This is a genomic window from Streptomyces glomeratus, assembly GCF_021462825.1.
GTDB classification, from domain to species: domain Bacteria; phylum Actinomycetota; class Actinomycetes; order Streptomycetales; family Streptomycetaceae; genus Streptomyces; species Streptomyces glomeratus.
Map to the genome: position 1 here is coordinate 85,826 of NZ_JAKEEB010000007.1, position 14,108 is coordinate 99,933.

Genomic DNA, 14,108 nt, shown 5'->3' on the forward strand with positions numbered 1-14,108 from the left:
CCGAGCCGGTGCTGCGTTGCGTTCAGCGGACGTGGTCCACGTCGACGAGGTCGACGCGGACACCGCGGCCGCCGATGGCGCCCACGACGGTGCGCAGGGCGCGTGCGGTGCGGCCGTTGCGGCCGATCACCTTTCCGAGGTCGTCCGGGTGGACCCGGACCTCGAGCACTCGCCCGCGGCGCAGGTTGCGCGAGGCCACCTGCACATCGTCAGGGTTGTCGACGATGCCCTTCACGAGGTGCTCGAGAGCCTCCTCGAGCATGCTCAGGCCTCGGTCGACTCGGACTCAGCCGCGGCCTCGTCCTTCTTCTCGGCCTTCTTCTTCTGGGTGATCGCCTCACCCTTGCCCTCGTCCTCGCCGCTGAGGGCCTCGAACGACGGACGGGCGGCCTTGGGCTCGGCCACCAGCAGCGGCGCCGGGGCGGGCTCGCCCTTGAACTTCTGCCAGTCGCCGGTCTTCTTCAGGATGGCGAGCACGGGCTCGGTCGGCTGGGCGCCGACGCCGAGCCAGTACGCCACGCGCTCGGCGTCGACCTCGATGACCGACGGGTTGTACGTCGGGTGGTACTTGCCGATCTCCTCGATCGCCCGGCCGTCACGGCGGGTACGGGAGTCGGCGACGACGATGCGGTAGTGAGGCGAACGGATCTTGCCCAGACGCTTCAGCTTGATCTTGACTGCCACGGGAGTGGGTTCTCCTGGATTGACGTGGTGGGGCACGGCGGGACGGCCGCGTGGGGCTGCGGTACCCGAGTGCCCGATGGACGCGTCAGCCGGAGGAGAGAGGGGTCCTGTGCGGCTGTCGAGTACAGCTAGCCATTCTGCCACACCATTCGGGGCGTCCTGAGCCGAGGGGGCTGGGGCGCGTGCGGGCATGCCGAAGGAGCACCCGGCGCCGGGCCCCCGGGCGTGGGTCACGCCACCCGGCGCTCACTGGGTGCTTGGTCGCTGCGGACGGAGCCGAGCACGGCTGCCACGAGCAGCCGTCCGTTCAGCTCGCCGCCGCCCCCACCGGCTCGGGGATGCGGAACGGCTTGCCGCAGCCGCCGCACACGATCGGGGCCTGGGCCAGCACCGACGGGACGACGCGGACATTGCGGCCGCAGTCGCAGACGGCCTTGACCCGGACGCCGCCTCCGGAGGAGCCGTGCCGCGCGGCAGGGCCCCGGAAGGTGCGGGCCGTGTCCGCGGCCGTCGCCGCCGAATGGGCCTTCAGCGCGCGCTGGAGCCGCTCCATGGTGGGACGGTAGCGCCGCTTCGCCTCGGGGCTGAGCGTGACCAGGGAGAAGCCGCTGCTCGGATGCGGCTCCTCGGGGTGGTCCAGGCCCAGCTCCTCGGCGATCGCGAGGAATCTGCGGTTGTGATAGCGGCCGGCGCGGGAGGTGTCGCGTACTCCGCGAGCGGCGGCGATGCCGTGGACTGCTTCATGAAGCAGTCGCTCGAATGAGAGTTCGTGCCCGCAGGCGGACGACGACTCTCCGATCAGGGACTCGGGCGCGGCGAGATCCGGCAGTTCGGGGTGGTGCCGTTGAATGTCGGCCCACGCCTGTGCCAGCTCTGCGGCGAGAACAGGTGGTGTCGTGCTCACGTAATGACAACGAGCCTGGGGGCTCCCGTGTTCCTATTCCGGGGCATCCCAAATAATTTGCACGTACCAGTCAGTTGCCGCTGATGCGTCCTGACGAGGGCGGGTGCGCTGATCTGCGGAGAAGCCTCACAGCTCCTACCAACCCGGTGCGTAGTGACACGTACGGCCCGGCGCGTAGACGAAGTCCGCGCGCCGGGGCGGCTGGGCACTGCGGATGCGCAAGAGGCGTTTCGGTCGCTCTCCCGCTTCTGCTCGTACTTCAGTAAGCGCGCGCGGCGGCCGCGACGTTACCCGGAGCGTCCCCGGCCTCGGGAATCGACCCGTCGGCCACCGGACACCGACGGTCACCGCACGCCCGGCGAGCCCGGTCTCTCGCCGTCCTCGCCGAGCACCGACACGGGATGCGCGCCCAGCCTCCGGCGGTGGCCCGCCTCGATCGCCTCCTCGATCGTCGGCACGTCCACCGTCCGGGACTCGCGGCGCTCGCATGACCCGCGCGAGCAGCAGGACCTGGTCCTCCTCGAGGATCCCCGGGCAGGAGGCTCACCAGCCGGTCGCCCGCCACCGGCTCCTTCCCCCCCGGGGATGCGGCGGGCCGGCATCGCCCGTGCCGTTGCCCAGGTCCCGCGGACCGATCCCCATGCGCACGGGCACGCCCTTGAGCTCCCAGTCCAGGGCGCGGCGGCCGAAGGGGATGTCGGTGCGGTCGTCCACGTGGACGCGCAGCCCGGCCGCCTTCAGCCGGCCGTCGAGCTCACGGACCTTGGCCAGAACCGTGTCATCGCCCTTGATCGCGAGCACCACGGCCTTGATGTGCGCGAGGCGCGGTGGAACACGGAGTCCGTCGTAGCCGCCGTGCGCCGTCACCAGGGCGCCGATCATGCGGGTGGTCGAGCCCCAGGAGGTCTACGGCTCCCGCCAGGCGTTCCCCGGCCGTCCTGCCGCCGGGGACGACGTCCCTCGCGAGGACGCCGCGCAGGCAGTCCTCGCAGACCGCAGGCAGTCCTCGCAGACCGCAGGCAGTCCTCGTAGACCTCGCGGTGGATGTGGGCGGGCGGCGAAGTCGCGCGCCTCCTCGTACGTGGCGTGCGCGGTGTTCCCCTCCCGGCGCAGGAACTCGGAGGTGCGCAGGAAAGGGCGCGGCCGCAGCTCCCAACGCACCACGTTCACCGACTGGTTGGCCGGCAGGGGCGGGTGGTTCGGGCGCGAAGCGCTCGGCGTGCCCGGCCTCCCTGGTGGGGTACGACTGAGGGATCAGCAGCGGGAAGTACGCCTTCCGGGTGCCCGTTTCCTTGATGCGGGCGTCCATCTCCGTCTGCATCCGCTCCCACAGTCCGTACCCGTACGGCCGGATGACCATGGTGCCGCGCACCGGCCGGTACCGGCGCGGGAAGTCGTCCGCCCAGGGGTGGCCCGGGGCGCACGGACGGCTCACACGGAGTGCGTCGCAACCCCTGGACGCCACGACGGGCGCGGAGTTACCTGGCATACGGGGGGGCACGGGGAAAGTGCGAGCGCACGTCACGGGGGCCACGGAACCGGACACAGCGACAACCGACGGCGGATTGGGGCGCTTTCGATGACACCTACGCTCGCGGGGCAGCACCTCCCCCGCGCGGGGGCGGCTGCCCGCGTGGACCGGCGTGCACGCGCGCGTGACTGGGCCGAGATACAGGAGCGCATGCTCGTCCCGCTCTACGAGGCCGTCTACGACCGGCTCGGCGTGGGCGTGGGGACGCGGCTGCTGGCGCTCGGGTGCGGTACGGGCCTCGCCCTGCTGCTGGCCGCCTCCCGGGGCGCCGCGGTCACCGGTGTCGACTCCGGCGCGGACGAACGGCTGGCGCTGGCACGTGAGCGGCTGCGGTCCACGGCGCGGTGGCCACGCGCGCGTGCGGACTCACGGATCGTCGACGGCTCCCCACGGGACGCGGCACCCGCCCCCGGAGAGCGGGCGTACACCCTGCTGACCGCTTTCGGGCCGGCCGGATATGCGGCCGGCCACGACGAGCACCTCGCCGGACAGCTCGCGGCGGCGGCACCGCTCGCCCGGCGCGGGGCCCCCGTGGTGCTCGCCGGATGGGGTCCGCCGGAACGGTGCAGCACCGTGTCGTTGCTCCGCGTCGCGACCAGGCCGGCCGACCACGGAGGCGATGCGGTTCGCCCGCGGCCCGCCGGGCGAGACGACCTGGAGGACACCGCACGCCGCTCGGGGCTCCGTCCGGACGGATCGGGGCGGGTCGCCTGCCCGTTCGGGTACGCCGACCTGGACAGCGCGGTACGGGGGATGCTGTCGACGGGGCTGTTCGACGCCGCGATCGACACGACGGACCCGGAGCAGGTCGGCAAGGAGCTGGCGGAGGCCCTGCACCCGCACCTGCGGGCGGACGGGACGGTGTGGATGCCGAACGTGTTCCGCTATCTGATCGCACGCGTCCAGTAGGGGACCGGGCGTCCCCGGGGCGACGGCCCGGGATCGCTCAGTCGTCCTTCCTCACACGCAGGATGCCGGCGATGCGGTACGCCTCCGCCTCGTCCAGTGTCTCGTTGACCAGCAGCGCCTCGGCCAGCGCGTCCAACTGGTCCCGGTGGTCCCGGAGTTTGCGGCACGCCTCTTCGTAGCACTCGTCCACGATGCGCCGCATCTCGTTCTCGATCACGTCCAGCGTCTGCGGGGCCGCCGCGAGGCCGTACGCCTGCTGTGCGTCGCTGGGCAGGGCGGACAGACGGCCCACCCGCTCGCTCATGCCCCAGCGGGCGACCATGCCGCGGGCGATGTTGGTGACCTGTTCGAGGTCGCTCTCGGAGCCCGTGGTGATGACCTTGTAGACGACCTGTTCCGCGGCCATGCCGCCGAGCGCGCCGATGACACGGCCGCGCAGGTACTCCTCCGTGTACGCGTACTTGTCGGACTCGGGGGTCGACAGCGTCACCCCGAGTGCCCGGCCACGCGGCACGATGGTGACCTTGCGCACCGGGTCGGCGCCCGGCTGCAGCATGCCCAGCAGGGCGTGCCCGCTCTCGTGGTACGCGGTCCTGCGCCGCTCCTCCTCCGGCATCACGAGCGATCGTTCGGCGCCCAGCTGCACCTTCTCCAGGGCCTCCGAGAAGTCCGCCCGCGTCACCCGGCCCTGCTTCCGCTTGACCGCCAGCAGGGCCGCCTCGTTGGCGAGGTTGGCCAGCTCGGCACCGGTCATGCCGGGAGTCGTGCGGGCCACCTGGGCCAGGTCCACATCGGGGGCGAGCGGGATGTCCCGGGTGTGGATCCTGAGGATGGCCTCGCGCCCGGCGCGATCCGGCGGGGAGACGTGGACGACACGGTCGAAGCGGCCGGGCCGGGTCAGTGCCGGATCCAGGATGTCGGCGCGGTTGGTCGCCGCGATCACGATGACGCCCTCGGAGCCGGAGAAGCCGTCCATCTCGGTGAGGATCTGGTTCAGCGTCTGCTCGCGCTCGTCGTGGCCGCTCACCGACGCGCCCGCGCCGCGTGCCCGCCCGATCGTGTCGATCTCGTCGATGAAGATGATGGACGGGGCCACCTTGCGGGCCTCGGCGAACAGCTCGCGTACGCGGGAGGCGCCGACGCCCACGATCATCTCGATGAACTCCGAGGCGGAGGCGGAGAAGAACGGCACGTCGGCCTCGCCCGCCACCGCCCGCGCCAGCAGCGTCTTGCCGGTGCCGGGCGGGCCCGTGAGCAGCACGCCGCGCGGCGCCTTCGCACCCATCCTGCGGTAGGCGTCGGGGTGCTCGAGGAAGTCGACGACGTCGTCCAGCTCGCCCTTGACCTCGTCGATCCCGGCCACGTCGGCGAACGTGGTGCGCTCGGTGCCCGGCCGCAGCTCCACCGGTCTGGGCGGCGTCTTGCGGCCGAGCATGCCGCCCGGGCCGGTGAGACCGGCCCCGATCCGCCGGGCGAAGAAGACCCACAGCGCCACGAGGATCACGAGCGGTGCGAGCGAGAGCAGCAGGTTGGACAGCAAGCTCCGCTCCTGCACCACGGGCTGGGCGGTGACCGTCACATGGTGCTTGCTCAGGTTCTGCCAGAGCTTGTCGTCCGCGAAGGCGGGGCGCTGGGTCTTGAACTTGGTGTATTTGCCGCCGTCGTGGGGTTTGGCCTGGGGGTTCTTGAGCTGGCCCTGGATCGCGTCGCCCTTGGAGTAGATCGTCTTGACGTTGCCGTCGCTGATCTGTCTGCTGAACTCCGTGTACGAGATCGTCGGCTCGTTGCCGCGGTTGTAGTAGGACACCGAGGCGTAGGCGACGAAGAAGACGACCACCGCGGCGACGACCAGGCCCCACCAGCCGCCGCGCATCCTCCTGCCACCCGGCCACCTGGTCGGTTCCTCCGGCGTGCCCTCGGTGCGCCACGGTTTCTCGGGGGTCTTGCGTGGTGGCGCGGCGTTGCTCATACCTCGGACGGTACGTCACCCGGCCGGCCCCGGCACGCGCTGAGGGCGCCCCCGGGAAGGGGGCGCCCTCAGCGCGTGCGGCGGAGCCTTCGTGCGGGCCGGCCGGTGAGTCCGGGTCAGCCCATGAACTTCTTGAACTCGTCCGGCAGCTCGAAGTCCTGACCGGCCTGCTGCGGCAGGCCGAAGGCGCCCTGGCCCTGGGCCGCGGCGGCGCGGCGCGCGGCCTCCTCCTGCTCCTGCTGCTTGCGCTTCATCGGGTTGCCGGAGCGCTGCTTGCCCTTGGCCTTCTTCGGCTGCTTCTTGGTGCGGCCGGGGCCGCCGCCCATGCCCGGGATCCCCGGCATGCCGGGCATGCCGCCGCCCTGGGCCATGCGGGACATCATCTTGCGGGCCTCGAAGAACCGCTCGACCAGGCCCTTCACCGCGCTGACCTCGACACCGGAACCCTTGGCGATACGGGCGCGGCGCGAGCCGTTGATGATCGTCGGGTCCTGGCGCTCGCCCGGGGTCATCGACTTGATCATCGCGGCGATGCGGTCGACCTCCCGTTCGTCGAGGTTGTTGATCTGGTCCTTGATCTGGCCCATGCCGGGCAGCATCCCGAGCAGCTTGCTGATGCTGCCCATCTTCCTGACCTGCTCCATCTGGGCCAGGAAGTCGTCCAGGGTGAAGTCCTGGCCCTTCTTGGACGCCAGCTTGGAGGCCATCTTCTCGGCCTCTTCCTGGCTGAACGTCTTCTCCGCCTGCTCGATCAGGGTGAGCAGGTCACCCATGTCGAGGATGCGGGAGGCCATCCGGTCCGGGTGGAAGGCGTCGAAGTCGTCGAGCTTCTCGCCGTTCGACGCGAACATGATCGGCTTGCCGGTGACCGAGGCGATCGACAGGGCGGCACCGCCGCGGGCGTCGCCGTCGAGCTTGGAGAGGACCACGCCGTCGAAGCCGACGCCGTCGCGGAAGGCCTCCGCGGTGTTGACGGCGTCCTGACCGATCATCGCGTCGACGACGAACAGGATCTCGTCCGGCCGCACGGCGTCGCGGATGTCCGCGGCCTGCTGCATCATCTCCTGGTCGATGCCGAGGCGGCCGGCGGTGTCCACGATCACGATGTCGTGGACCTTGGTCCTGGCGAAGTCGATGGAGTCCCGGGCGACCTTGACCGGGTCCCCGACGCCGTTGCCCGGCTCGGGCGCGTAGACGGCCACGCCCGCGCGGTCGGCGACGACGCTCAGCTGGTTCACCGCGTTGGGGCGCTGGAGGTCGGCGGCGACCAGGAGCGGGGAGTGGCCCTGCTCCTTGAGCCACTTGGCGAGCTTGCCCGCGAGGGTGGTCTTACCGGCACCCTGGAGACCCGCGAGCATGATCACGGTCGGCGGCTGCTTGGCGAAGCGCAGGCGGCGGGTCTCGCCGCCGAGGATCGTGATCAGCTCCTCGTTGACGATCTTGAGGACCTGCTGGGCCGGGTTCAGGGCCCGGGAGACCTCGGCGCCGAGCGCCCGTTCCTTGACGTTCTTGATGAAGGTCCGGACCACCGGCAGCGCCACGTCCGCTTCGAGGAGCGCGATGCGGATCTCGCGCGCGGTGGCGTCGATGTCCGCCTCGGAGAGCCTGCCTTTCCCGCGGAGGCTTTTGAAAGTCGCGCTGAGGCGGTCGGAGAGGGTATCGAACACGGCGGCGTCGGTCCTCGGAGTCGGGGTCGTTTCGGGCTGCCCTCCAGGGTATCCGGCCCGGCGAGCAAATCGTCCCCGCCCGCCGCACCGCACGGGCGGGGGACTGTCGGCAAGGTCACGCCCGCAGCGTCTCCTCCAGCGTGCGTGCCACCGAGGCCGCCTCCTCCCCCGGCAGCGGCTCGCCCACCCCGGTGGTCACGTAGAAGGCGTCCACGGCGTTGGACCCCAGCGTCGAAACATGCGCGCTGCGCATCCGCACGCCCGCCTTGTCCAGGGCCTGCCCGATACGGAACAGCAGCCCGGGCACGTCCTGGGCCCGCACCTCGATCACCGTGGCGTGCCGGGAGGCCGCCGGGGCGACGGTCACGCGCGGCGGGGGCGCCACCACGCCCCGGCGGCGGGGGTAGGCCGCGTCCCTCTCGGCGAGCCGTCCCGCGATGTCCAGGGAGCCCTCCAGGGCCCGCACGAGGTCGGCGCGCAGCCGTGCGGGCTGCGGCAGCGAGCCGTACTCCGCCGCGACCCGCCAGTCCAGCAGCAGGACGGAGCCGTCGTGGACGCCGTCCGGCAGCTCCAGGGCCCGCAGCTCGGCCGTGCGCACGGTGAGGCGGTGCATGGCCAGGACGCCCGCCACCGCGGGCAGCACGCCGGGCTGGTCGGGCACGGCGACGAGCAGTTCCACGCCGAGGGGTTCCGGCTCGTCGGCCGGTTTCCCGGTGGGCGGCTCGGTCTGTGCGCGCAGCGCGAGCACGGGGCCGCCCGTGCGGAACGCCTCGATGGCGAGCCGTTCCTGCTCGGCGGTGGGCGCGGCGGCCTGCGGGCGGCCGGGCTCGTCGCCGGCCAGCAGCGCCGAGACGCGTTTGACCAGGTCGGTGACCAGCGCGCCCCGCCAGGACGACCAGGCGGCGGGCCCGGTGGCCAGCGCGTCCGCCTCGGTCAGCGCGTGCAGCAGTTCGAGCGTGCTCTGCGAGCCCACGGCCTCGGCGACCGAGCGCACGGTGGCCGGGTCCTCCAGATCGCGCCGGGTCGCCGTCTCCACGAGCAGCAGATGGTGGCGTACCAGGGTGGCGAGGACGGCGGCGTCGTCGCGGTCGAAGCCGATACGGCCGGCCACGTCCCGGGCGATGATCTCGCCCGCGACGGAGTGGTCCCCGGGCCAGCCCTTGCCGATGTCGTGCAGGAGGGCGGCGACCAGGAGGAGGTCGGGGCGGCCGACCCGGCGGGTCAGTTCGGAGGCGCGTACGGCCGTCTCGATCAGGTGCCGGTCGACCGTCCACACGTGCACGGCGTTGCGCTGCGGGCGGCAGCGCACGCGCTCCCAGTCGGGCAGCAGACGGGTGATGAGCCCTTCGGCCTCGAGGGCCTCCCAGACGTCGACGGTCGGGCGGCCGGAGCCCAGCAGGGTCACAAGCTGTTCGCGGGCCTCGGCGGGCCAGGGCGTGGGCAGGGAGCGCGCGGTGGCGGCCATGCGCCGTACGGCGTGCAGGGAGAGCGGGAGGCCGGCCTGCGCTGCGGCCGCGGCGGCACGCAGGGGCAGTACGGGGTCTCGCTCCGGGCGCGCGGCCCGGGCCAGCACCACTTCGCCGTCCTGCTCCACCACGCCCTCGGCCAGCGGGGACCGCTCCGCGACGGGCTTGCCGCCGAGCATGGCGCGCAGCCGGGGCCGGGCGCCGCGTGACCGCAGGACACGCCCCACCTCGCGCCAGGTGACATCGCTGGCGTACGAGATGACGCGCGCCGCCTCGTACACCTGGCGCAGCAGCGTGTCGGCGTCCAGCAGGCCGAGCTCGGCGGCGACCTGGTCCTGCTCCTGGAGCGCGAGGCGGTCGGTGGCGCGCCCGGTGGCCAGATGCAGCGCGTCCCGGACGTCCAGGAGCCCACCCCGGGCCTCCGCGAGCCCCTCCCTGGGGGCGTCGGCAAGCCAGGACGCGGCCACCGCGCGCAGTGCCGTGGCGTCGCGCAGCCCGCCCCGCGCCTCCTTGAGGTCGGGTTCCAGCAGATATTGCAGTTCGCCGTGGCGCGCGGCCCGCTCGGAGCACAGTTCCCGGAGCTCGGGGAGCCGCTTGGGCGCCTGGTTCCGCCAGTCGGCGAGGACGGCCGCGCGCAGGCCCGCGGTCAGTCCCGGATCGCCCGCGAGATGCCGGGCGTCCAGCAGGCCGAGCTGCACCTTGAGGTCCTCGCCCGCGGTCTTGCGGGCCTCCGCCGGGGTGCGGACGGAGTGGTCGAGGGCGAGCCCGAGGTCCCAGACGGGGTACCAGAGGCGGTCGGCCAGGGCCGCGACCGCCTTGCTGTCGCCGCCGTCGTGCAGCAGGAGCAGATCGAGGTCGCTGCGCGGGGACAGCTCCCCGCGGCCGTAGCCGCCCACGGCGACCAGGGAGGCGCCGCGCAGACCCTCGGCACCCGCCCCGAACAGCTCGGCGAGCCAGCCGTCGGTCAGTTCGGCGAGGGCAGCACGGCGCGGCGGCCCGGACCGCGCCCCCTCCGTGAGGAGACGCAGCCGGGCCGCCGCGTAGCCGCCGGGTCCCGAGCCCTCTGCTTCCGTACGTACGTCCGTACTCGCCACCCGGCGACTCCTGTTCCGTCGGTGCCTTACAGCGCGTCCGGTCCGCGCTCGCCGGTCCGGACCCGGACGGCCGTCTCGACCGGGATGGACCAGACCTTGCCGTCTCCGATCTTGCCGGTGCGGGCCGCCTTGACGATGACGTCGACCAGCTGCTCGGCGTCGTCGTCCTCGGCCAGCACCTCGATGCGGATCTTGGGGACGAGGTCGACTGTGTACTCGGCGCCCCGGTAGACCTCGGTGTGTCCCCTCTGCCGACCGTAGCCGCTCGCCTCGGTGACCGTCAGACCGTGCACTCCGAAGGCCTGGAGGGCCTCCTTGATCTCGTCCAGCCGGTGGGGCTTCACGACGGCGGTGATGAGCTTCATGCGTCCACCTTCTTGCTCTGCGGGGCGGCCATGGCCGGAGCGGCGGTGGTGCCGATGACGCCGCCGCCCGCGCCGCTGAAGTCGTATGCGGTCTCAGCGTGCTCGGCCTGGTCGATGCCGGAGATCTCCTCGTCCTCGGGGACCCGCATGCCGATGGTCTTGTCGAGGACGAAGGCGAGGATCGCGGAGGCGATCAGCGAGTAGGCGAGGACCGCGAAGACACCGGCGCACTGCTTCCAGAGCTGGTCGAAGCCGCCGCCGTAGAAGACGCCCTTGACGTTCGACTGGCCCTTGCCGCTGGCGAAGAAGCCGATGAGCAGGGAGCCGGCGACACCGCCGACCATGTGGACGCCGACGACGTCGAGGGAGTCGTCGTAGCCGAGCTTGTACTTCAGGCCGACGGCCATGGCGCACAGGACACCGGCGATGGCGCCGACGGCGATCGCGCCGAGCGGGGAGACCGCGCCGCCGGACGGGGTGATCGCGACCAGGCCGGCGACCGCACCGGAGGCGGCGCCCAGCGTGGTGAACGCGCCGTGGCGGATCTTCTCGTAGGCGAGCCAGGCGAGCATGGCCGCGGCGGTGGCGACCTGCGTGTTGACGAACATCAGCGGGCCGACGCCGTCGTCGTTGCCGAGCCAGGAGCCGGCGTTGAAACCGAACCAGCCGAACCACAGCAGGCCGGCGCCGAGCATGACGAGCGGGAGGCTGTGCGGACGCATCGGGTCCTTCTTGAAACCGACGCGCTTGCCGATGACGAGGATCACGCCGAGCGCCGCCGCACCGGCGTTGATGTGGACCGCAGTACCGCCGGCGAAGTCGATGACGCCGAGCTCATAGGCCCAGCCGCCGGTGCCCCAGACCCAGTGGGCGACCGGGAAGTAGACGATCGTGACCCACAGCACGAGGAACAGGGACCAGGCGGTGAACTTCACCCGGTCCGCGAGCGCGCCGCTTATCAGGGCCGGTGTGATGATCGCGAACATCAGCTGGAAGACGGCGAAGACGAAGACCGGGATGGTGTAGCCGGGCCAGAGGTCCGTCTTGCCGATGCCGCCGAAGCCGACGAAGTCGGAGGTCCAGCCGACGATCGAGCCCTTGTCGGTGCCGAAGGCCATGGAGAAGCCGTAGAGCACCCACAGGATTGTGACGATGCCGAGGCTGATGAAGCTCATCATCAGCATGTTCAGGGTGCTCTTGACGCGGACCATGCCTCCGTAGAAGAAGGCCAGGCCCGGGGTCATGAGCATCACCAGGGCGGAACAGATGAGCATGAAGCCTGTGTTGGCGGACGACAGCTTGGGTGCGTCCGCCGCAAGCATGATGGCTGGTGCCATCGGCGTCTCCTCGTCGGTTGGTACGGCCCCGTGCGGGCGAAGCCTTGAGAGCGGTGAGGGCGTGAGGGGTGGGCCGGTTATGCGCCATGAGATTGGCGCAGCGCGGTTTCGGTCGGCGCCCCTCGATGTTTCGCCGCAGTGACGAAGGCGCCGGGCGTGTTACGCGTCGATGAACTGCCGGATGCCGGCCTGGTCGATCGTTATCGTGACGCAACCTTTGAGGAATGACATCCCGGCGGGAACACCGCGGCCATCATTTGGGGAACCTCCGCGACGATCAACAGGGCCCGCGGGAGTCGCGCCCATTCGGGCGGAAAGAGCATGCATCCGGCCGCGACAGCCATCCGATGACCTGGCATGGGGGAGCCGAGTCGGGCAGTTCGGGATGGCGGCCGCGGCCGGGGTCGTGGGGCCCTTGCGCTCCGGTGGGACCGGGCTCAGACCGCCTCGGCGGTCTCGGGCAGATGGGTGGAGAGGTGATCGGTCAATTCGACGACCTCGGCAAGATCACCGAAATCGCGCACGGCGGTGTCGACGGTCTTTCGAATACGAGTGTTGACCCGCTCGGACCGCACTTTTCTGGCGATTTCCATGGCACGCCTGGCGAGCACCGCGCTCTGTTCCGGTTCTCGCTGGAGGAGGTGCACGGTGGCCATGCCGATGAGATTGAGTGCGTACGACCGCTGGTGCTCGGGGTCCTCGGAGAAGCCGTCGACGGCCTTGCGCATCAGCGGCTCGGCGAGGGAGGCGTAGCTGGGGCTGCGGCCCGCGACATAGGCGAGGTCGCGGTAGGAGTGGGAGTTCTCGGCGTGCAGCTCCGCCTCGGAGAAGAAGCGGATCCAGTCGGGCTCGGGCTCGTCGAACTCGAGTGCGTCGGCGAAGGTGTCCTCGGCCATCCTGACGGCACGCTTGCACTTGCCCGGCTGGCCCATGTTCGCGTAGGCCCGGGCCTCCATGGCATACAGCATCGCCTGGGTGCGCGGGGTCGCGCAGTCCCGGCTGCCGTACTGGGCGAGGTGGATCAGTTCCAGGGCGTCGTCGGGCCGGCCCAGGTGGATCATCTGGCGGCTCATGCTGGAGAGGATGTAGGAGCCGAGCGGCTTGTCGCCGGCCTCCTTGGCGGCGTGCAGCGCGAGGACGAAGTACTTCTGCGCGGTGGGCTGGAGTCCCACGTCGTAGCTCATCCAGCCCGCCAGCTCGGCCAGTTCGGCGGCGACCTTGAAAAGGCATTTGGCGGCCGCCTCGGACTGTGGTTCCTGGAGGAGGTCGGTCACCTCGTGCAGCTGGCCGACGACGGCCTTGCGCCGCAGGCCGCCCCCGCACTGGGCGTCCCACCGCCGGAACATCACCGTGGTGGTTTCGAGGAGGTCCAGCTCGGGCCTGGACAGCCGGCTGCGGCCGCGCCCGGACGGTGCGGGCTCGGGCTGCTCGCGAGGGGCCGCGGGGCTCGGCACGAGCCAGCGCTGCATGGGCTCGATGAGGGTCGGGCCCGCGGACAGGGCCAGCGAGGTCCCGAGGAAGCCGCGCCGCGCCAGCATCAGGTCGCTGCGCGAGAACTCGCTGATCAACGCCACCGTCTGCGGGCCCGTCCAGGGCAGGTCGATGCCGGACACGGAGGGTGACTGGTGGGCGGTGCGCAACCCCAGGTCCTCGACGGAGACCACACAGCCGAAGCGCTCGGAGAACAGCTCCGACAGGATGCGCGGGATGGGCTCGCGCGGGTTCTCCCCGTCCAGCCAGCGGCGCACCCGGGAGGTGTCCGTGGAGATGTGGTTGGCCCCCAACTGGCGGGCCCGGCGGTTGACTTGCCGCGCCAGCTCGCCTTTCGACCAGCCGCTGCGCACGAACCACGAGCCGAGCAGCTCATTGGGGCGCTTGTCAGCGTTCGTACCGCTTTCGCCGTTGCCGCTCACCGGAACGCCCCCATCCCTGAATCCACCTGTGCGCTGTGTGCGCCAAACCTTACCAGAATGCCGGTGGACACAGCCCGGCGTCCGCCACTTCTCGGCCGTCGGACGGAAACCCGGCTTGCCTCCGGCATACCCACGAGTGCGTGCGTCCCCAGGATCCGTGCACTCACAGTAGTCCTACGATCACCCGCCCAGCCATGGCGAATCCAGAAGCGCCACCATTCGCCACCCCTTCGAATGAACTCATCGCCACCCCGGCGCGATTCACTTGA

The 14,108-nt window shown here is 71.5% G+C and carries 10 protein-coding genes and 1 pseudogene; 1 reads left to right on the forward strand and 10 read right to left on the reverse strand.

The features are described 5' to 3' along the window. Nucleotides 1–22 precede the first annotated feature (22 nt). The 4 genes and pseudogenes from LZ604_RS10840 to LZ604_RS36020 all read right to left on the reverse strand — a co-directional run bounded on the left by LZ604_RS10840 (nucleotide 23) and on the right by LZ604_RS36020 (nucleotide 2,948). On the reverse strand, nucleotides 23–262 hold the full coding sequence (locus LZ604_RS10840) for an RNA-binding protein (protein WP_003973401.1): 240 nt from the start codon (nucleotides 260–262) through the stop codon (nucleotides 23–25). 2 nt (nucleotides 263–264) lie between these two features. Beyond that, entirely contained in the window at nucleotides 265–684 is a 420-nt protein-coding gene (rpsP, locus tag LZ604_RS10845; protein WP_234514571.1) for a 30S ribosomal protein S16, read from the reverse strand. 307 nt (nucleotides 685–991) lie between these two features. Further along, nucleotides 992–1,588: a hypothetical protein gene (locus tag LZ604_RS10850; protein ID WP_234514573.1), complete on the reverse strand. Its 597-nt coding sequence runs from the start codon at nucleotides 1,586–1,588 to the stop codon at nucleotides 992–994. Between the two features lie 259 nt (nucleotides 1,589–1,847). After that, nucleotides 1,848–2,948, reverse strand: a pseudogene (locus LZ604_RS36020) (His/Gly/Thr/Pro-type tRNA ligase C-terminal domain-containing protein). A gap of 219 nt (nucleotides 2,949–3,167) precedes the next feature. Between LZ604_RS36020 and LZ604_RS10860 the strand changes: the two are divergent. Further along, nucleotides 3,168–4,028: a class I SAM-dependent methyltransferase gene (locus LZ604_RS10860; protein ID WP_234514577.1), complete on the forward strand. Its 861-nt coding sequence runs from the start codon at nucleotides 3,168–3,170 to the stop codon at nucleotides 4,026–4,028. A gap of 37 nt (nucleotides 4,029–4,065) precedes the next feature. On the opposite strand, the gene ftsH is transcribed toward LZ604_RS10860, so the two are convergent. The 6 genes from ftsH to nsdA form a co-directional block, all read right to left on the reverse strand. Beyond that, nucleotides 4,066–5,997 carry an ATP-dependent zinc metalloprotease FtsH gene (gene ftsH, locus LZ604_RS10865; protein ID WP_234514580.1) on the reverse strand — a complete coding sequence of 644 codons (1,932 nt, stop codon included), beginning with the start codon at nucleotides 5,995–5,997 and terminating at the stop codon, nucleotides 4,066–4,068. Between the two features lie 116 nt (nucleotides 5,998–6,113). Further along, nucleotides 6,114–7,664: a signal recognition particle protein gene (gene ffh, locus LZ604_RS10870; protein WP_234514583.1), complete on the reverse strand. Its 1,551-nt coding sequence runs from the start codon at nucleotides 7,662–7,664 to the stop codon at nucleotides 6,114–6,116. A 115-nt stretch (nucleotides 7,665–7,779) separates the two neighbouring features. Further along, nucleotides 7,780–10,224, reverse strand: coding sequence for a [protein-PII] uridylyltransferase (locus tag LZ604_RS10875; protein ID WP_234514585.1), 2,445 nt, complete (start codon nucleotides 10,222–10,224; stop codon nucleotides 7,780–7,782). A gap of 26 nt (nucleotides 10,225–10,250) precedes the next feature. Next, nucleotides 10,251–10,589, reverse strand: coding sequence for a P-II family nitrogen regulator (locus LZ604_RS10880; protein ID WP_165263595.1), 339 nt, complete (start codon nucleotides 10,587–10,589; stop codon nucleotides 10,251–10,253). After that, nucleotides 10,586–11,926: an ammonium transporter gene (locus LZ604_RS10885; RefSeq protein WP_234514598.1), complete on the reverse strand. Its 1,341-nt coding sequence runs from the start codon at nucleotides 11,924–11,926 to the stop codon at nucleotides 10,586–10,588. The genes LZ604_RS10880 and LZ604_RS10885 overlap by 4 nt, the downstream gene beginning before the upstream one ends. 437 nt (nucleotides 11,927–12,363) lie before the next feature. Continuing rightward, complete coding sequence (gene nsdA, locus LZ604_RS10890; RefSeq protein ID WP_234514611.1) at nucleotides 12,364–13,839, reverse strand: transcriptional repressor NsdA; 1,476 nt, start codon at nucleotides 13,837–13,839, stop codon at nucleotides 12,364–12,366. Between the last annotated feature and the right edge of the window lie 269 nt (nucleotides 13,840–14,108).

Bases quoted from the DNA above. Each gene is read 5' to 3' on its own strand.
- LZ604_RS10840 (WP_003973401.1), bottom strand. From the start codon at position 262: ATGCTCGAGGAGGCTCTCGAGCACCTCGTGAAGGGCATCGTCGACAAC.
- LZ604_RS10860 (WP_234514577.1), top strand. From the start codon at position 3,168: ATGACACCTACGCTCGCGGGGCAGCACCTCCCCCGCGCGGGGGCGGCT.
- ftsH (WP_234514580.1), bottom strand. From the start codon at position 5,997: ATGAGCAACGCCGCGCCACCACGCAAGACCCCCGAGAAACCGTGGCGC.
- LZ604_RS10880 (WP_165263595.1), bottom strand. From the start codon at position 10,589: ATGAAGCTCATCACCGCCGTCGTGAAGCCCCACCGGCTGGACGAGATC.
- LZ604_RS10885 (WP_234514598.1), bottom strand. From the start codon at position 11,926: ATGGCACCAGCCATCATGCTTGCGGCGGACGCACCCAAGCTGTCGTCC.